This is a genomic window from Kribbella shirazensis (assembly GCF_011761605.1).
In the GTDB taxonomy this organism is placed as follows: Bacteria; Actinomycetota; Actinomycetes; order Propionibacteriales; family Kribbellaceae; genus Kribbella; species Kribbella shirazensis.
This window is the reverse complement of sequence record NZ_JAASRO010000001.1, coordinates 2,636,583-2,654,758: the sequence shown is the minus strand read 5'-3', so window position 1 is coordinate 2,654,758 and position 18,176 is coordinate 2,636,583. Positions and strand designations below refer to the sequence as shown.

Below are 18,176 nucleotides of genomic sequence, written 5' to 3'. Positions count from 1 at the left end.
TGATGTGCGGATGGACGTAGCGGTACTGGAGATCGGGGGAAGCCACGTGACGGCGGCCTTGGTGGCGCCGGAGACGTGGGAGGTGACCGAGGTGGACCGGGCGAAGCTCGAGTCCCAGGCACCGGCCGGAGAGGTCGTCGAGCAGCTCGCCGACGCCGCCCGGAAGTTGCCACTGGCAAACGGTCTGGCGGTCGCGCTGCCCGGGCCGTTCGACTTCGGCACCGGGGTCGCGTGGTACCGCGGGCAGGGCAAGTTCGACCAGCTGTACGGGTTCAACCTCGGCGAGGCGCTGGGTGCCGCGCTGGGGATCGGCCGGCTGATGTTCATGAACGACGCTGAGGCGTTCGCGGTCGGCGAGTGGACCGCGGGCGAGGTCCGCGGCGTCGAGCGCTGCGTCGGCGTCACGATCGGCACCGGCATCGGTACGGCGTTCCTCGCCGACGGCCGCGTGGTCCGCGAAGGCGGCACCGTCCCGCCGGGCGGTGAGCTCTACAAGACGTCGTACGCCGGGAAGCCGCTGGAGGACTCCATCTCCGCCCGGGCCATCCTGCGTCGGTACGCCGAGACCACCGGCACCGAGGCACCGGGCGTGAAGGAGATCGCCGACCAGGCCCGCGCCGGCGACACCGCCGCCCACCAGGTGTTGCGCTCCGCGTTCACCGACCTGGCCGAGGCGCTGAAACCCTGGCTCGACCGCTTCGGCGTCACGCACACGGTCCTCGGCGGCTCGATCTCGGGCGCCTTCGACCTGGTCGACGCCGTCCTCGACTTCCCCGCCTCCGCCACGAAGGACACCGAGCACTCCGCCCTCGTCGGCGCCGCCGCCCACTACCTCCGCAGCACCTGACCGATCGCCAGGCCATCACAATCCACCGGTCCCGGTGGCTCCCCGCTCACGACCGCGGCGGAGCCGCGATTGTGATGGCCTGGCGATCGGCTCCTGTCGGCGGCGGCCGCTACGGTCGGTTGGGTGAAGATCGCCGCGCCTCGCCTCCGTGCCCAGCTCGACCCCGCGACGCCTGTGGACGTCGAGGACGAGGAGCGGTTGCTCGAGCTGGGGCTGGAGGATGTGGACCTCAGCGACCTGGAGGCCGAGCACGTCGAGATCGGCGGGTGCCGGCTGACCCGCTGCAAGCTGGCCGGATCCGATCTGGAGAAGCTGATCGTGGTCGACACCGAGCTCACGCAGTGCGACCTCGCGAACTCGCGCTGGTCCGACGCGGCGCTGACCCGGGTCGCGATCACCGGCTCCCGGATGATCGGGTTCGCCGCACCGGGCGCGAACCTGCAGCACGTCACGATCCGCGACACCGTGCTCGACTTCGCGTCGTTCCGGTTCGCGAAGTTCGTGAGGGCCGAGGTGACCGACTGCCGGTTGCAGAGCGCCGACTTCGTCTCCGCGGACCTGACCGGCGCGGTGTTCCGGGGCTGCGACCTGTCCGGCGTCGAGTTCTCCCAGGTCAAGGCAGCCAAGGCGGTGTTCGTGGACTGCGTCTGGGAGGGCGCGAAGGGCCTCGCCTCACTGGCCGGAGCGACCGTGGCCGCGTCCTCCCCCATCGACACCCTGTCCTTCACCAGCGCGGTCACCGCCGCGGCCGGCATCACCCTGGCGCACCCCGACGACCTGGTCTGAGCGTGATCCGGCCCACGTAGGAGTGCGACGTACGCCGGATAAGGTGGGCCCGTGACTGACTCGACGATCATCTACACCCACACCGACGAGGCTCCGGCGCTCGCCACGTACTCGTTCCTCCCTGTCGTCCAGGCGTACGCCGGCCAGGCCGGTGTCGGCGTGGAGACCCGGGACATCTCACTGGCCGGACGCATCCTCGCGGTCCTCCCGGAGTACCTGAAGGAGGACCAGCGGATCGCGGACGCGCTCGCCGAGCTGGGCGACCTGGCGAAGACCCCGGCGGCGAACATCATCAAGCTGCCGAACGTCTCCGCCTCGGTCCCGCAGCTGAAGGCCGCGATCGCCGAGCTGCAGTCCCAGGGCTACGCGCTGCCGGAGTACCCGGACGAGCCGAAGACCGACGAGGAGCGGGAGATCCAGGCCCGCTACGACAAGGTCAAGGGCTCCGCGGTGAACCCGGTGCTCCGCGAGGGCAACTCGGACCGCCGCGCCCCCGCCTCGGTGAAGAACTATGCCAAGGCGCACCCGCACCGGATGGGCGCGTGGACCGCCGACTCGAAGACGAACGTCGCCACCATGGGGCAGAACGACTTCCGGTCCACCGAGAAGTCGGCCGTGATCGCGTCCGACGGCTCGCTGCGGATCGAGCTGGCCGCCGCGGACGGCACGACCACCGTGCTGCGCGAGTCGGTCCCGGTGCTCGCCGGTGAGATCGTCGACGCCTCCGTGATGCACGTCGGCGCGCTGCGCGAGTTCCTCACCGAGCAGGTCGCCCGCGCCAAGGCCGACGACGTCCTGTTCTCGGTCCACCTCAAGGCCACGATGATGAAGGTCTCCGACCCGATCGTGTTCGGCCACGTCGTCCGCACGTTCTTCCCGAAGACCTTCGCGCAGTACGGCGAGACGCTCGCCAAGGCCGGCCTCTCGCCGAACGACGGCCTGGGCGCGATCCTCGGCGGCCTGTCCGAGCTGCCCGACGGCGACGCGATCAAGGCCTCCTTCGACGCCGAACTGGCCGACGGCCCGGCGCTCGCGATGGTCGACTCCGACAAGGGCATCACGAACCTGCACGTCCCGTCGGACGTGATCGTGGACGCGTCGATGCCGGCGATGATCCGCACCTCCGGCCACATGTGGGGCCCGGACGGCGAGGAGCACGACACGCTCGCGGTCCTGCCGGACAGCAGCTACTCGGGCATCTACCAGGTCGTCCTCGACGACTGCCGCGCGAACGGCGCGTTCGACCCGGCCACGATGGGCTCGGTGCCGAACGTCGGCCTGATGGCGCAGAAGGCCGAGGAGTACGGCTCGCACGACAAGACCTTCGAGGTCGCGGCCGCGGGCACCGTCCGGCTGGTCGACGAGTCCGGGAACGTCGTCCTGGAGCAGGCCGTCGAGCCGGGTGACATCTTCCGCGCCTGCCAGACCAAGGACGCCCCGGTCCGCGACTGGGTCAAGCTGGCCGTCACCCGCGCCCGCGCGACCGGCGACCCGGCGGTGTTCTGGCTGGACGAGACCCGGGCGCACGACGCGCAGATCATCGCGAAGGTCAACGAGTACCTCGCCGACCACGACACCGACGGGCTGGACCTGAAGATCCTGGCGCCGGTGGACGCGATCAAGCTGTCGCTGGAGCGGATCCGCCGCGGCGAGAACACCATCTCGGTGACCGGCAACGTACTGCGTGACTACCTGACCGACCTGTTCCCGATCCTCGAGCTGGGCACCAGCGCGAAGATGCTGTCGGTCGTGCCGCTGATGGCCGGCGGCGGCCTGTTCGAGACCGGTGCCGGCGGGTCGGCGCCGAAGCACGTGCAGCAGCTGGTCAAGGAGAACTACCTGCGCTGGGACAGCCTGGGCGAGTTCTTCGCGCTGGCCGCGAGCTTCGAGCACCTGGCCCAGGCGACCGGCAACGCCCGCGCCCAGGTCCTGGCCGACACGCTCGACCGGGCGACCGCCACGTTCCTGAACGAGGACAAGTCCCCGACCCGCCGCGTCGGCGGCATCGACAACCGCGGCAGCCACTTCTACCTGTCCCTGTACTGGGCGCAGGAGCTGGCCGCGCAGACCGACGACGCGGATCTGGCCAAGGCGTTCGCGCCGCTGGCCGAGACCCTCGCCACGAACGAGCAGACCATCGTCGACGAACTGCTCGCCGTCCAGGGCAGCCCGGCCGACCTCGGCGGCTACTACCACCCCGACGCCGCCAAGGCCGCCGCGGTGATGCGCCCGTCGAAGACCTGGAACGAGGCGCTGGCCTCGCTCTGAGGTAGCTCGGACACCACCTGGGGACCTCGGACATCTGGCCACTGTCCGAGGTCCCCTTCGTGTGTCCGCAGTCAAATGCGTGGCACGCCGTACTGCCGGACTCCTAGACTCACGAAGCATGACAGCGACCCGATCCGTGCTTGCCTCGCAGGCGACGGACTACCCCAGATGGTTCCAGGACGTGATCGCCAAGGCCGAGCTCGCCGACAACGGGCCGGTGCGGGGGACCATGGTCGTGCGACCGTACGGGTACGGGATCTGGGAACTGTTGCAGGAGGCAATGAACCGCAGGATCAAGGCGACCGGCGCCCAGAACGCCTACTTCCCGCTCCTGATCCCCGAGAGCTACCTGCAACGCGAAGCCGAGCACGTCGAGGGCTTCAGCCCGGAGCTCGCTGTCGTCACGCATGCCGGCGGCAAGCAACTCGAGGAACCGGCCGTCATCCGCCCGACGTCGGAAACCGTCGTCGGCGAGTACCTCTCGAAATGGATCCAGAGCTACCGGGACCTGCCGCTCCTCCTCAACCAATGGGCGAACGTGGTCCGCTGGGAGCTCCGCCCCCGCCTGTTCCTGCGCACCACCGAGTTCCTGTGGCAGGAAGGCCACACCGCCCACGCCACCTCCGAGGACGCCCGCGCCTTCGCGACCAAGATCCTGTACGACGTCTATCGCGACGTCATGGTCAACGTGCTGGCGATCCCGGTCGTCACGGGACGGAAGACCCGGCGCGAGCGGTTCGCGGGCGCGATCAACACGATGACCCTGGAAGCGATGACCGGCGACGGCAAGGCCCTGCAGATGGGGACCTCCCACGAGCTCGGACAGAACTTCGCCCGTGCGTTCGACATCTCGTACCTGTCGAGCGCAGGGAGTCGTGAGCTCGCCTGGACGACCTCCTGGGGCAGTACGACGCGCATGGTCGGCGGCCTGATCATGGTGCACGGCGACGACGCGGGCCTCCGGGTCCCGCCCGCGGTCGCTCCGACGCAGGTCGTCGTACTCGCGGTGAAGGAGGAAGCGATCGCCGCGGCCCGCGGTATCGCCGACGAGCTGAGCGCGGCCGGTCTGCGGGTCACCGTGGACGATCGGACCGACCAGCCGTTCGGCCGCCGGGCGGTCAACTGGGAGCTGAAGGGCGTCCCGATCCGGATCGAACTGGGTCCGCGTGACCTGGCCGCCGATGTCGCCACCGTCGTACGCCGGCTCCGCGACTCGGACAAGACCGCCGTGGCACGCGCGGACCTGACCCGGACCGTGGTGGCAGCGATCGAGGCGGATCAGGACCATCTGCTGGCCGAGGCAACCGCTCGCCAGGCCGCCCGGATCACCGCCGTGCGCACCGTGGACGAGGCGATCGAGGCGGCCGCGTCCGGCTGGGCGACCCTCCCGTACGACGCCGTCGGCGAGCAGGGCGAGGACCGGCTGGCCGAGTCCGCCGTCACGGTCCGTTGCCTGCAACGCCCGGACGGCACGCTGCCGCTGGACGACCACGAGCCGGACCTGGTCGCGTACGTGGCCCGCTCGTACTAGCGGGCCCAAGGACTAGCGGGCCAGGTACTTGCGGACGTCGTCGGCCACCTGGGCGCGGTGCCGGAAGCCGTACTTGCGCAGGATCGCGCTCAGGTGGGTCTTGACCGTGTTGAGGCTGACGCCGAGCTCGGCGGCGAGCTGATCGTTGTCGAGACCGTCGGCGAGCAACAGGGCAACTCCCTGCTGCGCCTTCGTGAGGCTGGTGAACCGGCGCTCCGGCCCTTCGTCGGTCTCCATCAGCATCTCGATCAGCTCGGACTGGATGTGCTCGGCGGCGTCGACGATCCGCTCCAGGTGCCTGTGGACGGCGGTACTCACGTCGGGCTCGTCCAGCGCCTCGGCCGCGATCTCCCGGATCGAGGCGACCCGGTGGGTCAGGTACTCCATCACGTGGTCGGACGTGAGCAGATTCGGGCCGATGTCCCCCGCGGGCAGCCGGCGCAACGCCTCACGGTCCTCGCCCTCACGGGTCAGCACCCGCTCCACCACCTCGCACAACCACTCGAACGCCCGGACCGCGTTGTCGTCGTACGACCTGGGGGTGTAGCTCTGCATCGAGAGCATCCCGAACAGCTGATCGGGTCCGTCCTTGGACGGCCGGAAGATCGGCACCGTGACGGCGTCCTCGGACCGTCGTCCCGCGTCTCCCACCGGTACGCCGGCATGCAGCGCGAAGCCGTTGTCGTAGGCGAACCGGTACGTCTGCCGGTGCTTGAGGAGCCAGGCCGTCGGCCCGTCCGGCCCGAAGATGTGGGTGTCCGGGTTCACGTATTGCCCGTCGTCGTAGCCGTACGGGTACCGGACCCGGCTGCTGCCCTGCAGGAACCCGACGTAGAAGGCGTCGACGTGCGCGATCTTCCCAGCCACCACCCTGACGTAGTCGTACAGGCCGTAATGGTCGGACCGGAACAGTGCCTCGATCTTGTGATACGCCTCGCGGAGGATGATCGCGGTCTCCGCATCCACCCTCATCGGCGCCTTGTCTGCCTCCACAGCGTCGGCTCCCTGCGGCATCGGTCCTTCCGACTATGCCGCCGTACCCGCGCGCGGGCAAGGGCCGTGAGGAACGCAGGCGTTCGCGGACGGTGCACGGTTCCCCGAGTCGCCCTCCCAAGCCTCGGCGAAGCCGCACCACCGCCCGCGATCGCGAGCAGGACACCGGTAACTGAGAGCCCCCCGCGTCGGCCGGTCCCGCTGCCCCCAGCGGAACCGCGACCCCCCGACGGATGGTCCGGTGCCCTTCCTCCCCCTGTTGACTACACCGTGCCACCGATCGCCGAGCGTGACCATCGCCCTGCGCATGATCTTGCCGGGGCCCGGGTCTCATCCCTGGGGTGATGAAGTCGATTACAGCCAGCTGGTGTCGACTGGTTTGCCCTCGGCGTACCCGGCGGCGGTCTGCAGGCCGACCACGGCCCGCTCGTGGAACTCGGCGAGGTTCGCGGCGCCGACGTACGTGCAGGAGCTGCGGATGCCGGAGACGATCGAGTCCAGCAGGTCCTCGACGCTCGGGCGCTCGGAGTCGAGGTACATTCGGGCGGTCGAAATGCCCTCCTCGAAGATGCTCTTGCGGGCCCGCTGGTACGGCGAGTCCTCCGCGGTCCGGGACCGTACGGCGCGCGCCGACGCCATCCCGAAGCTCTCCTTGTAGATCCGGCCCTGGCTGTCGCGGTGCGGGTCGCCGGGCGATTCGTACGTACCGGCGAACCACGAGCCGATCATCACGCTCGAGGCCCCGGCGGCGAGCGCGAGCGCGACATCGCGGGGATGCCGTACGCCGCCGTCGGCCCAGACGTGCTTGCCGAGCTCGCGGGCCCGGGTCGCGCACTCCAGCACGGCGGAGAACTGCGGGCGCCCGACGGCGGTCTGCATCCGCGTCGTACACATCGCGCCCGGACCGACGCCGACCTTCACGATGTCCGCCCCGGCGTTCACCAGGTCGGTGACGCCTTCGGCGGTCACCACGTTGCCGGCCACGATCGGCACCTGCGGACCGAGCGCGCGGACCCGCTCGACGACCTCGAGCATCCGCTCCTGGTGACCGTGCGCGGTGTCGATGACCAGGACGTCGATGCCGACGTCGAGGAGCGCTTTCGCCTTCTGCTCGGCGTCGCGGTTGATCCCGATCGCGGCCGCGATCCGGAGCTTGCCCCGGGCGTCGAGGGCGGGGTCGTAGAGCGTGGCGCGGAGGGCGCGCTGGCGGGTCAGGATGCCGACGATCCGGCCGTCCGCGTCGACGACCGGCGCGAGCCGGTGGCGGCCGTCGTGCAACTGGTTGAACGCCGCCTCCGGGTCGATGCCCGCCGGCAGCGTGAGGAGCTCGCGGGACATCACCGATTCGAGCTGGGTGAAGCGGTCGACTCCGGAGCAGTCCGCCTCGGTCACCACGCCGACCGGCGCGCCGTCGTCCACCACGACCACCGCCCCGTGGTTGCGCTTCGGCAGCAGGTTCAGGGCCTCGCCGACGGTCCCCGTGGGCGGCAGCGTCAGCGCGGTGTCGTGGATCGGGTCGCGTTCCTTGACCCAGGCAACCACCTCGGCGACGACGTCCACCGGGATGTCCTGCGGGATCACGGCGAGCCCGCCGCAGCGGGCGATCGTCTCCGCCATCCGCCGCCCGGACACCGCGGTCATGTTCGCCGCGACCACCGGGATCGACGTACCGGAACCGTCCGCCGTCGACAGATCGACGTCCAGCCGCGACGCCACGCGCGACCGGTTGGGCACCAGGAACACGTCGCTGAAGGTCAGATCTCCCGCCGGCTCCCGATCGTGGTGAAACCGCATGCCAGACCCCTTCCGCCCGTGTCCAAACTCAGCCAGCCTGCCACGGACCCGCCCAGAAGGAAAGGATTCCGAAAGCGGGCCCGGCTGTCCTGAGGCGGTGGACGATCACAGCTCGTACTCGGCCGTGAAGACCAGCAACTGCCGGGCCGGGACGAGATCGAGCGGGGTCGTGCGGCCGGGGAGGGCCGCACGGATTTCGGTGGTCGGGTGGAAGCGGCGGAGCAGTTCGACGGTGGGGTACGGCGCCAAGGTCCGGGGCGCGGCCACGTGGAAGGCGTGGTGGCCGCCCTGGACCTGGAGCGCGAGGACGGCGGCGCGGGCGGCGTCCCGGGTCTCCAGATACGACCAGAGGTCCGCGGCACCGACGGAGGGGTCGGCGCCGACCTTCTCGGCATGGTCCCGGAGGCGATCGGTGAAGCCGCCGACGAACGGGTACCGCAGCGCGACCGTGGTCATCCCGTGACGGCGGGTCATCATCGCGGCGGTCTGCTCGTCGGCGAGCTTCGACAACGCGTACGCGTCCTCGGCCTGGGTCGGCACGCTCATGTCCAGCGGCACGTACGCCGGGCTGAGCGGCCTGGCCGCGAACGGCAGCCCGTTCGCGGCCAGGCTGCTCGCCACGACAGCGTTCCGCACCCCGGCCCGCCCCGCCTCCTCCAGCACCGTGAACGTCCCGAGCGTGTTCTGCCCGAACACCTCGGACGGCGTTCCGTGGTTCGGCGCCGGCCGCGCGGCGAGATGGATCACTCCGTCCACCTCGGCCATCGCGGCCCGCACCGCGCCCGCATCGCACGCGCTGCCCTCGACGACCCGGTCCGCCGGCAGCGCCTCCGCCGTACCAGGTAGCACGAGCGCGGTCACCGCGGTACGTCGTACCTGCAAGGCGTCCACGACCGCGCGACCGATCCGGCCGGCGGCTCCGGTGACGAGGACGCGATTCACGCGAGCCGGAGCTGCAGTTCGGGCTGCGCCGACAGACCGCGGTACAGCCTCGGGGCCCCGTCGAGGGTGAGCCTGATCCGCGACCCGGTCAGCGTCCGGCGGCGTCCGATGCAGTCGATCTCCACGAGCTCACCACCGCGCACGACGACGTTCGTCTTCGTCGGCCAGTCGTCCTCCCACACCTCCGGGTGCGGGTAGTACGCCTGCCCTTCCACGTGGTCGGCGTTGAGCAGGTACCCGTCCTTGCGGCTCCACAGGATCGACAGCGGACCGTCCGGCGTCGAGAACAGCAACCCCTGCAGGTGCCGGTCGACCTTCGAGAAGTCCAGCCAGCGAACGAACTCCGCCTCCTCGAGCACCCGGGTCGCGTTCGCGAACGCGAGCAGCGAAGGCTTCGCGGACAGGTCCCGGTGCAGCAGACCGTGGTGGTACTCCGGGTTCGCCGGGTCGGCCTCCTGCGGATGGTGGATCGTGCTGTCGTACAGCTGGTACCAGTTCAGGCCGTCGACGCCCTCGGCCTTCGCCAGCGCCAACGTCAGCAGGACGTTCTCGGCCGCTTGGCGCAAGGTGTCGTTCCACCACTGGTTCGGCCGTGTGCAGGCGTACGCCTCGGTCAGCCACAGCTCCTTGTCGCCGCCGTACTCGCGGATCCGCCGCTTCGCCTCCCGGACACCGCCGAGGAAGTTCCAGTACGAGCCGTTGGACCCGGTGACCCATTCGTCGGGCGTCGGCGCGTAGTCCGGTGTGAAGTTGCCGCGGCCCGGGTGGAACGCGAACACGTCGATCAGGTCCCACCCGCCGTGCGCGTGGAAGCTGTCCACCCAGTTGACGTCCATCCCGCCGAGGCCGTTGTTCATCACCTTGACGTCGGCGCCGACTTCGGCGAGCCGCTCGACCACGGGCCGCAGGCCGTCGCGGATGTACTTGTCGGCGTACAGGCCGGACATCCACGGCTGGTTGCGTTCGTTGTCCACCTCGAAGTACCGGGCGCGGGCGTCCACGACGACGTCGACCAGTTCGGCGGCCCACGCCTTGGCCTGTTCGGGGGTCGCGTCGAACACCACGTCACCGTGCTGGATGTTCGGCATGATGCCCAGCGCCTCCAGCTCGGCCGGCGGGATGCCGGGCGCGCCGTTGTAGGCGATCCGCACCGAGGCGACACCGATCTTCTGCAGCAGTGTGGCGATGTCGGCCTTGCTGGGCTTCAGCAACCACGGATAGTTGGCGATACCAAACATCCCGCCGCCGCGATACGGGTACGACGGCAGCACGGCGAGCGTGGTCCGCGCGAACGCCTCCACGCCACCGGTCACCGCCTTGACCTCGACGAACGCGACCCCCTGCTGGCGCAGCGCCGGTACGACGACCTTGTGGTCGGCGCTCTGGCCCGGGGCCAGCGGCAGTACGGTCGATCCGCTCGTGAGCGTCGTACCGTCGAAGTCGCGGGCGAACCAGCTCACCGTCACCGGCGCGGTCACGCCGCTGCCCGCCACCACCTGGACGTTGACCGGCATCGGCTGTCCGGTCTCGTACCAGAGGTTGAACGGCTGGTCGGTCCACAGGTCGATGCCGACCGGACGTCCGACGGCCGCCGCGTTGGCCGCAACCTCGCGAAGGTTGCCGAGGACAAGGTCCGCCTCGTGCCGCAGGACGCCGAGCGCGTCGTACGTCCCGACGATGTGCATCCAGTCCCGCGTCGTCCAGTCCGGCCGGCTGGACTGCAGCCGGAAGTACGCGTGGGTGTCGGCCCAGGTGTCGGTGTAGACGATGCCGTCGTTGGTCTCGTACGGCACACCGCCGCCGGGGTCGCGGTTCCACCGGGTGACAGGCGTCGCGTACTCCGCCGCGGCCGGGCTGATCGTGGTGCGGCTGAACTGCGAGTTCAGGTACATCTTGTGGGAGCTCGTCGCGTCCCAGCGCATGTGCAGCCGGCGGGCGGTGACGTCGAACGTACCGGTCACCGTGATCGTCTGGGCGGCGGCACTCATCTTGTACTCCACGCGGATCGCCTGCCGGCCGTCGGGCAGGGTGACCAGCGACGGCGTACCGCCGAAGGTGCGCTGGCCGCCGAGCACGGTGTCCTTGACCTGGAAATGCGCGATCCGGATCCGCTCGGTGCCGTCACCGACGACGAGCGTGCCGTCGGTCAGCGCCGTGACCGTGATGCCGTCCGCGGTCAGCGTGTACGCCGTCGCGGCCCGGGCCGTGCCCGCCGGCAGCAGGCCGCCGGCCACACCGGCGGCGACCAGGGAGCCGGCGACGAACGTCCGGCGGGTCGGTTTCGAGAGTTCTGTCATGGGGTTCCTCCGGTCAGGGGCAGGGCCAGGCCGATGAAGATGCGCGGCGAGCCGTCGAGGGTGACGGTGACCTGTGCGTTGCTCGCTTGATGAGTGGCGACGTCCATCCCGAGGCAGTTCAGTTCACGGACGGACGTGGTCGCGGCCGGCGTCGGAACGGTGACGTTCGTCTTCGTCGGCCACTGGTCCTCCCAGGGTTCGGGAGTGCGGTAGTAGGCGGGGCTCGCGGCGAGGCGGCGGGCCGGGTCGTCGTTCAGCACGTAGCCGTCCTTGCGCGACCACAACACGTTGACCTTGCCGGTCGGTGTACTGAAGACGAGTCCGAACAGGTCCGGATCGCCGAGGTCGGCCCAGCCGAGGAAGGTGGACTGGTCGAGCCAGCGGGCGGCGGTTGCGAACGCCAGCAGCGAGGGCTTCGCGCCGAGGTCGCGGTGCAGCAGGCCGTGGTGGTACTCGACGCTGTCCGCGTTGGCCTCCATCGGCTGCTGCTGGATCGAGTCGTTGAGCGTGTACCAGGTCACGCATCTGACGCCGTACGCCTTGGCGAGCGCGAGCTGGAGGAACACGTTTTCGGGTGCGTGCCGGTAGGTGTCGGTCCACCAGCGGTTGGGCTGCGTTCCGGCGTACGCCTCGGTGAGCCAGAGTTCCTTGGTTCCCTTGGCGGCGATTGCCTTCTTGAGAGTGCCGAGGAAGTTCCAGCGGGTCTCGTTGGTCCACGGCTCGGGCGGTTCGTAGTCGGCGGTGTAGTTGCCGCGGCCCGGGTGGTACGCCAGGACGTCGACGTGCTGCCAGCCGCCCGCGGCGCCGAAGTCCTGGATCCACTGCTCGGGGTAGCCGGCCAGGCCGCACGTCATCACCTTGAACGTGGCGCCCTTCGCGTTCATTGCCGAGCGCAACGGTTCCAGGACACCGGTGACGTACTCGGCCGGTGTTTTGTCGGATGCGGTGAGGTTCAGCTCGTTGGCGCATTCGTAGTAGCGCGCACCGGAGTACATCGCGCGGCCCACCATGTCGTCGGCCCAGGCCGCTGTGGTCGCACCGCCCCAGGGCAGCTCGCGGGCCAGTTGCATGTTGTGCAGGAACGCGTTCTGGTCCAAGGCGTCCACAGTCGGGCCGGGCGAGGCGGCGTACCCGTTGTACGCCCGGTACGCGGTCCGGATCCACTTCATGCCGAGCAGCTTCAGCAGCCCGAGTACGGCGCTGCTGGACGGCTCTTGCAGATACGCGAAGTTCCCCATCCCGAACATGCTCTGCTCGCCGTCGCCGTAGGTGTACGCCGACAGCGTGCTGAGCGTCGTCCGGGCGAAGGCGGCCTCGGTCGTACCGTCGTACAGCACGGCCTCGACGAAGCGGATGTCGCGGGCGCCGAGCGTGACCGAGAAGCTTGCGTTCCAGACGGCGCGGGCACCGACCGAGCCGCTCGTCGTACCGGTCGTGGTGCCGCCGTTCCAGTCGCGCGCGACCCAGTCCACGCGGACACTGCGGGTGGTCAGACCGGCGTTGACCACCTCCAGCTTCACGGTCCGGGAACCGGCGGTGTTCCACAGGTTGAACGGCTGGTCGGTCCACAGTTCGATGCCGAGGTCGCCGTCGCGGGCGATCACCCCGGCGGAGTGCGGGCGCATCGAGCCGAGCACGATCGTGCTCTCGAGGAAACCGCTTGCGTCACCGATCGCGTGCAGGTAGCCGTTGTTGCTGAAGGCAAGGGTGCTCTGCGGAAAACGGATGACGGCACGGTTGTCGGACCAGGTGTAGGAGTAGCAGACACCGTTGGTGGTCTCGAACGGTACGCCGCCGCGCAACGCGCCGGTGTCCGGATCACGGTCCCGGTTCAACAGCACCACCGGGTCGTAGTGCTCGGTCGCCGTCCCCGAGACGACGCGCGCGACCCGGAAACTGTCCGTCCGCAGGTTGGTCACGTTGGTCACGTCCCAGCGGATCCGCGCTTTCCGCAGCCCGACGGTGAAGACGCCGACGACCTGGCCGACCGGGGCGGCGTACGTGATCGTGAACTGTTGTGCGCCCGGCAACTGCTCGACACTTGTGATTCCGGTGGTGCGCAGGGTGACCTTGTCGTCGCCGGTTCCGGACGCGTACTCGAACGTCGTGAGCGCGAATCGCTGCACCCCGGCGCCGTCGATCACCCTGACCTCACCAGTGTCAGGTGACGCGACCAGCCTGATCGTGTTCGCGGCATCGGTGATCTGGACGTCGGCGGCGTGGGCCGGGCTCGTGGTGGCCCCGGCGACGGCCGCAGCCACTGTGCCGCCCAGGACGGCACGCCTGCTGATGGAAGTCATCCCTTCACCCCCGTGAAGCCGAGGCCGGCGACGACGTACCGCTGCAGAACGAGGAACACGAGCACGGGCGGGGCGAGCGCCATCGCCATCGCGGCGATCAGGACGTCGAGCGGCGCGGAGTCGACCAGGTTCGCGAGCGCCACGCTGATCGGTTGCAGCGTCGGGTCGGAGATCACGACCAACGGCCAGATGAACTCCTTCCAGGAGTGCATGATCGCCAGCAGGCTGATCACCGCGATGACCGGCCGGCTCATCGGCAGGACGATCCTGGTGAGCAGTTGCCAGGTACTCGCGCCGTCGACCTTCGCGGCGTCGTACAGCTCCTGCGGGAGCGCCTCGAAGAAGCGCGTCGCCAGCAGGACGTTGAAGGCGTTCGCGCCGGCGGGCAACCAGATCGCCCAGTAGGTGTCCAGCAGGTTCACATGCAGGAACGGGACGTCCAGCACGGTCAGGAACAGACTGACCAGCGAGACCGTGTACGGGACGAACATCGTGGCGAGGATCGCGCCGTACAGGTAGCGCCCGATCCGTGGCCGGATCACCGCGAAGGCGAATCCGGCGGTCATAGCCACCAGCAACTGCACCGCCCACGAGCCGACCACGACCTGGACGGTGTTCGCCAGGTAGCGGCCGACGCCCAGCTCGGTGAAGGCCGTGGCGAAGTTGCCCCAGGCGGGCTCGGCCGGCCAGAGCCGGAGCGGATGCGTGACCATCTCCGACGGCGGTGACACCGCGCCCTTCACGGTCCAGTACAGCGGGCCGATCCCGATCGCCAGCAGGAACAGCAGTGTCAGGACCTGGACCGCCCGGAGCGCGAACGCCGTACCCGGTCTGCGCAGGTCGTTGCTCGACGTGAACGTTGTCATCGGCTCGCTCACTTCGTGCTCCAGCTTCTCGTCAGGCGGAGGTAGACCGCGGACAGCACGGCGAGGACGATCGCGAGCAAGACCGACAACGCGGCGGCTTGCCCGTACTGCCCGTCCTGGAAGGCGTAGCGGAAGATCAGCAACAGCACCGTCAGCGTCGCGTCGTCCGGCCCGCCCTGGGTGAAGATGTACGGCTCGGTGAACACCTGGATCGTGCCGATCAGCTGCAGCAGGAGGAGCAAGCCGATCACTGGCCGGAGCTGCGGCAGCATCACGTGCCAGATCCGGCGCCAGATCCCGGCGCCGTCGCTCTCGGCCGCCTCGTAGAGCTCGGACGGTACTCCGGTCATCGCCGCGAGGTAGATGAGTGCGGCGCCGCCCATCCCGGCCCAGGTCGCCTCGAGCACCAGGCTCAGCATCGCGGTGTTCGGCGACTGCAACCACGGGTACGGGCCGAGCCCGACCAGGCCGAGCAACTGGTTGAACAGACCGGATCCCGGGTCGTAGAACCACTTCCAGAGCAGGATCGCGACCACCGGCGGTACGACCACCGGCAGGTAAACGACGACGCGGTACACCCCGGCGAAGCGTCGTACCGTCGACATCACCGCGGCGAGCACGATCGGTGCGGGAAAGCCGATCACCAGGCCGAGGCCGACGAACAGCAGGGTGTTCAGCAACGCCTTGCCCACCAAGGGATCGGACAGCACCGTGCGGAAGTTCTCCAGCCCTACCCAGACGGCGGGATCGACCAGGTTGGTCTGCTGGAACGAGATCAGCAGCCCGCGCAGGATCGGCCACCACGAGAACAGGCCGAAGACGACCAGAGAAGGCGCCAGGAACAGCAGGCCGAGCAGCTCCCGGCGCAGACCGGCCCGGCGCCGGGAGGCCCTGGGCTGAGGCGCCGTCGCGGCCGGCTCCGCGGCCGCGCGGCGCTCCAGGAGAGTCGTCACTTCTGCTCCGCGGCGAGCATCTTGTCCGCGTCCGCCTGCGCCTTCGTGAGCAGCGCGTCGACGTCCGCGTCGCGCTTGGTCAGCACGGACTGCACGACGGTGTCGAGAATCGTGTAGAGCTTCTGCGCGGCGATCGGCGGCTCGGGCTTCAGCGTGAGCTTCGGCGTACCCTCCAGCCAAGGCTTGAAGTGGTCCAGCTCGACGTTCACGTACGGCTTGATCGCGGCGTTGATCTTGTCCTGCTGCGCGGTGCTGAACATCGGGAGCGTCGGTACGCCGACCGCGGCCTTCGGGTCCTTGGCCAGCTCCTTCGCCCGCTCCGCGGCGATCGCCGGCTCGTACTGCGGCTCGGCCTGCGCGAACAGCAGCCACTTCACCGCGGCGTCGACCTTCTCCTTCGGCACCGACGCCGGGACCATGTAGACCTCCGCGCCGCCGAGGGTCGCGTTGCCACCGGCCTGCGGCAGCGACGTGACGCCGTAGTCGGCGGTGTTCTTCATCCCGAACTTCGTCTTCGCCAGCCGGTACGTGCCCGGCGTACCCATGAACATGCCGAGCTGACCGGCGGCGAACTGCTTGACCACGTCGTCCTGGTCCAGCAGCTGGTTCTGGCCCATCGAGTTGTCCGTCCAGCGCATCGCCTGCAGCAGTTCGAGCGACCGCTTCGTCGCCGGATCGTTGACGGCGGCAACGTACTTGCCACCCTGCTCGGTCTCCATCGAGCCGCCGTGCGTGTACGTGAGCATGGTCAGTTGCCAGCCGCCGGTGTTGCCCTTCGACTCGTGGACGAAGCCCGCCTTGCCGGTCTTCGCGCTGATCTGCTTCGCGGCCGCGCGGACCTCGTCCCAGGTCGCCGGCGGCTTGTCCGGGTCCAGCCCGGCCTGCGTGAACAGCTTGCGGTTGTAGACCAGGCCTTGTGCGAACGGCGCCTGCGGGATCCCGTACACCTGGCCCGCGCTGTCACTCAGCGGCTGCAGGACCTGCGGGTTGAACTCCTGGTAATGCGTCCACTGCTTCAGCTGCTCGGTGATCGGCTGGACGTGCTTGCGGGCGATCAGGCCTTGCGGCTCGGTCAGCGGTACCTGGATGACGTCCTCGATCGTCTTGCCGGCGAGCTTGGCCGAGAACGTCAGCGGGTCCCAGCGGTTCTCGGTCCCCTCGATCGTGATGCCCGGGTTCTTCGCCTGGAAGTCCTGCACCAGCCGCTTGAACTGGGCCAGCGCGGCGGTGTCCGTCGGCGCCGGCATGCCCTGCACCCGCAGTACGACGTCGCCGCCGCTGCTGGTTTCGTTCTTGGCGGGGGTGACTCCCGCGCATCCGGTGAGGACGAGGCCGGTCGCGGCCGCCACCAGGGCAGCACGAACACGCAACGGTGTAGCCATGAATGTCTCCAGGAAGGATCGGTACGGCGGGGCGGCCCGCCGTACTGCGTGGGGTAGTGCTGTGGTTCCGCTGTGGTTGCGCTGGGATCGCGCTGGGGTTGCGCGGGTGGGGTCAGGCGCGGTGCGGCGCGGGGCCGGTGGAGGCGCGCGGGATGAGCCGCGAGCCGACCTCGGCCGGCCGGCCCGGGGCGGAGCCGTTGATCGTCTCGACGATCAGGTCGGCGGCCTGGGTGGCCACCGCCTGCGGCGAGATCCGGATCGTGGTGAGGGCGGGGATCGACATGGCCGCGAGCAACGTGTCGTCGACGCCGATCACGCTGATCTGTCCGGGCACGTCCACCCCGGAGCGGGCGAGCTGGTGCAGGACGCCGATCGCGACCAGGTCGTTGTGCGCGAGGATCGCGGTGGCGCCGTTCGCGACTGCCAGCGTTGCGGCGTGCAGCCCGGTCTCGAAGCGCGGGTCGTACGGACCGAGCTCGACGACCGAGAGCCCCTGGGCGTCGAAGGTTTCTCTTATCGACTTGCCCCGCAGGTGTTCCGGCCGCGAGCAGTTGACGAACACACAGCTCGTGTGACCGAGCGCCCGCAGGTGCTCCGCGGCCTGGCTGATCCCGGGGGTCAGCGAGATCCGCAGTTCCGGGATGCCCTCCACGTGCCGGTTGACCAGGACGAGCGGGATCTCCGCCGCCAGCTCACGCAACCGGCCGTCCGACAGGGTCGATGCCCAGAGCATCAGTCCGTCGACCTTCTTGACGATCGCGTCGATCGTCTCCAGCTCGTCGGCCTCGCGCTCGTCGCAGTCCGCGACCAGCAGCGTGTACCCGTGGTTGCGGGCCCGGGCCTGCATCGCCTTGACGATCGGCGGGAAGAACGGGTTCGCGATGTCCGGGACCACCAGCCCGAGCGACTCGGTCCGGCCGCTGCGCAGCGTCCGGGCCGCCGGGTCGGGCCGGTACCCGAGCTGCTGCGCGGCGTCGGTCACCCGCTTCCGGGTGGCCTCCTGCACCTGGTCCGGGGCGGTGAAGACCCGGGACACCGTCGATGGCGAGACACCCGCCAGCTGCGCGACTTCCCTGACCGTGGCGGCCATCCGGTTCTCCTTCTCTCGACCAGCGTTGAAACATGCTTGCAATCGTTCCTGGTTGTGTCAACAACTCGTTTCGGACAGATCACAACTGGTCTGGCGTTGCGCTGAACCCGTGGGTTACCGTCCTATG

The 18,176-nt window shown here is 69.5% G+C and carries 13 protein-coding genes; 4 read left to right on the top strand and 9 right to left on the bottom strand.

The features are described 5' to 3' along the window. Nucleotides 1-10 precede the first annotated feature (10 nt). The 4 genes from BJY22_RS13030 to proS all read left to right on the top strand — a co-directional run bounded on the left by BJY22_RS13030 (nt 11) and on the right by proS (nt 5,432). Complete coding sequence (locus BJY22_RS13030) at nt 11-847, top strand: ROK family protein (RefSeq protein WP_167206547.1); 837 nt, start codon at nt 11-13, stop codon at nt 845-847. Nucleotides 848-970: 123 nt separating this feature from the next. Further along, complete coding sequence (locus BJY22_RS13025; protein ID WP_167206545.1) at nt 971-1,633, top strand: pentapeptide repeat-containing protein; 663 nt, start codon at nt 971-973, stop codon at nt 1,631-1,633. 51 nt (nt 1,634-1,684) lie between these two features. Continuing rightward, on the top strand, nt 1,685-3,901 hold the full coding sequence (locus BJY22_RS13020) for an NADP-dependent isocitrate dehydrogenase (protein ID WP_167206543.1): 2,217 nt from the start codon (nt 1,685-1,687) through the stop codon (nt 3,899-3,901). A gap of 118 nt (nt 3,902-4,019) precedes the next feature. Beyond that, entirely contained in the window at nt 4,020-5,432 is a 1,413-nt protein-coding gene (gene proS, locus BJY22_RS13015) for a proline--tRNA ligase (protein ID WP_167206541.1), read from the top strand. A gap of 12 nt (nt 5,433-5,444) precedes the next feature. On the opposite strand, the gene BJY22_RS13010 is transcribed toward proS, so the two are convergent. From BJY22_RS13010 to BJY22_RS12970, 9 genes are all read right to left on the bottom strand, one after another. Beyond that, the gene (locus BJY22_RS13010) at nt 5,445-6,425 is read right to left on the bottom strand and encodes a helix-turn-helix transcriptional regulator (protein WP_337758598.1); all 981 of its coding nucleotides are present in this window, start codon (nt 6,423-6,425) and stop codon (nt 5,445-5,447) included. A gap of 354 nt (nt 6,426-6,779) precedes the next feature. Next, on the bottom strand, nt 6,780-8,219 hold the full coding sequence (locus tag BJY22_RS13005) for a GuaB1 family IMP dehydrogenase-related protein (protein ID WP_167206539.1): 1,440 nt from the start codon (nt 8,217-8,219) through the stop codon (nt 6,780-6,782). A gap of 105 nt (nt 8,220-8,324) precedes the next feature. Then, nucleotides 8,325-9,161: an NAD-dependent epimerase/dehydratase family protein gene (locus tag BJY22_RS13000; protein ID WP_167206537.1), complete on the bottom strand. Its 837-nt coding sequence runs from the start codon at nt 9,159-9,161 to the stop codon at nt 8,325-8,327. Beyond that, the gene (locus tag BJY22_RS12995) at nt 9,158-11,458 is read right to left on the bottom strand and encodes a hypothetical protein (protein ID WP_167206535.1); all 2,301 of its coding nucleotides are present in this window, start codon (nt 11,456-11,458) and stop codon (nt 9,158-9,160) included. The genes BJY22_RS13000 and BJY22_RS12995 overlap by 4 nt, the downstream gene beginning before the upstream one ends. Continuing rightward, entirely contained in the window at nt 11,455-13,758 is a 2,304-nt protein-coding gene (locus BJY22_RS12990; RefSeq protein ID WP_167206532.1) for a hypothetical protein, read from the bottom strand. The genes BJY22_RS12995 and BJY22_RS12990 overlap by 4 nt, the downstream gene beginning before the upstream one ends. Beyond that, nucleotides 13,755-14,624: a carbohydrate ABC transporter permease gene (locus tag BJY22_RS12985; protein ID WP_167218177.1), complete on the bottom strand. Its 870-nt coding sequence runs from the start codon at nt 14,622-14,624 to the stop codon at nt 13,755-13,757. Before BJY22_RS12985 ends, BJY22_RS12990 begins: the two co-directional genes overlap by 4 nt. Nucleotides 14,625-14,632: 8 nt before the next feature. Further along, the gene (locus tag BJY22_RS12980) at nt 14,633-15,577 is read right to left on the bottom strand and encodes an ABC transporter permease subunit (RefSeq protein WP_167206530.1); all 945 of its coding nucleotides are present in this window, start codon (nt 15,575-15,577) and stop codon (nt 14,633-14,635) included. Beyond that, a complete protein-coding gene (locus BJY22_RS12975; RefSeq protein WP_167206528.1) occupies nt 15,574-16,959 on the bottom strand; it encodes an ABC transporter substrate-binding protein in 1,386 nt (461 codons plus the stop codon). Before BJY22_RS12975 ends, BJY22_RS12980 begins: the two co-directional genes overlap by 4 nt. A 112-nt stretch (nt 16,960-17,071) precedes the next feature. Beyond that, a complete protein-coding gene (locus BJY22_RS12970) occupies nt 17,072-18,049 on the bottom strand; it encodes a LacI family DNA-binding transcriptional regulator (RefSeq protein ID WP_167206526.1) in 978 nt (325 codons plus the stop codon). Nucleotides 18,050-18,176 lie beyond the last annotated feature (127 nt).

Bases quoted from the DNA above. Each gene is read 5' to 3' on its own strand.
- BJY22_RS13030 (WP_167206547.1), top strand. From the start codon at position 11: ATGGACGTAGCGGTACTGGAGATCGGGGGAAGCCACGTGACGGCGGCC.
- proS (WP_167206541.1), top strand. From the start codon at position 4,020: ATGACAGCGACCCGATCCGTGCTTGCCTCGCAGGCGACGGACTACCCC.
- BJY22_RS13005 (WP_167206539.1), bottom strand. From the start codon at position 8,219: ATGCGGTTTCACCACGATCGGGAGCCGGCGGGAGATCTGACCTTCAGC.
- BJY22_RS12995 (WP_167206535.1), bottom strand. From the start codon at position 11,458: ATGACAGAACTCTCGAAACCGACCCGCCGGACGTTCGTCGCCGGCTCC.
- BJY22_RS12990 (WP_167206532.1), bottom strand. From the start codon at position 13,758: ATGACTTCCATCAGCAGGCGTGCCGTCCTGGGCGGCACAGTGGCTGCG.
- BJY22_RS12985 (WP_167218177.1), bottom strand. From the start codon at position 14,624: ATGACAACGTTCACGTCGAGCAACGACCTGCGCAGACCGGGTACGGCG.
- BJY22_RS12975 (WP_167206528.1), bottom strand. From the start codon at position 16,959: ATGGCTACACCGTTGCGTGTTCGTGCTGCCCTGGTGGCGGCCGCGACC.
- BJY22_RS12970 (WP_167206526.1), bottom strand. From the start codon at position 18,049: ATGGCCGCCACGGTCAGGGAAGTCGCGCAGCTGGCGGGTGTCTCGCCA.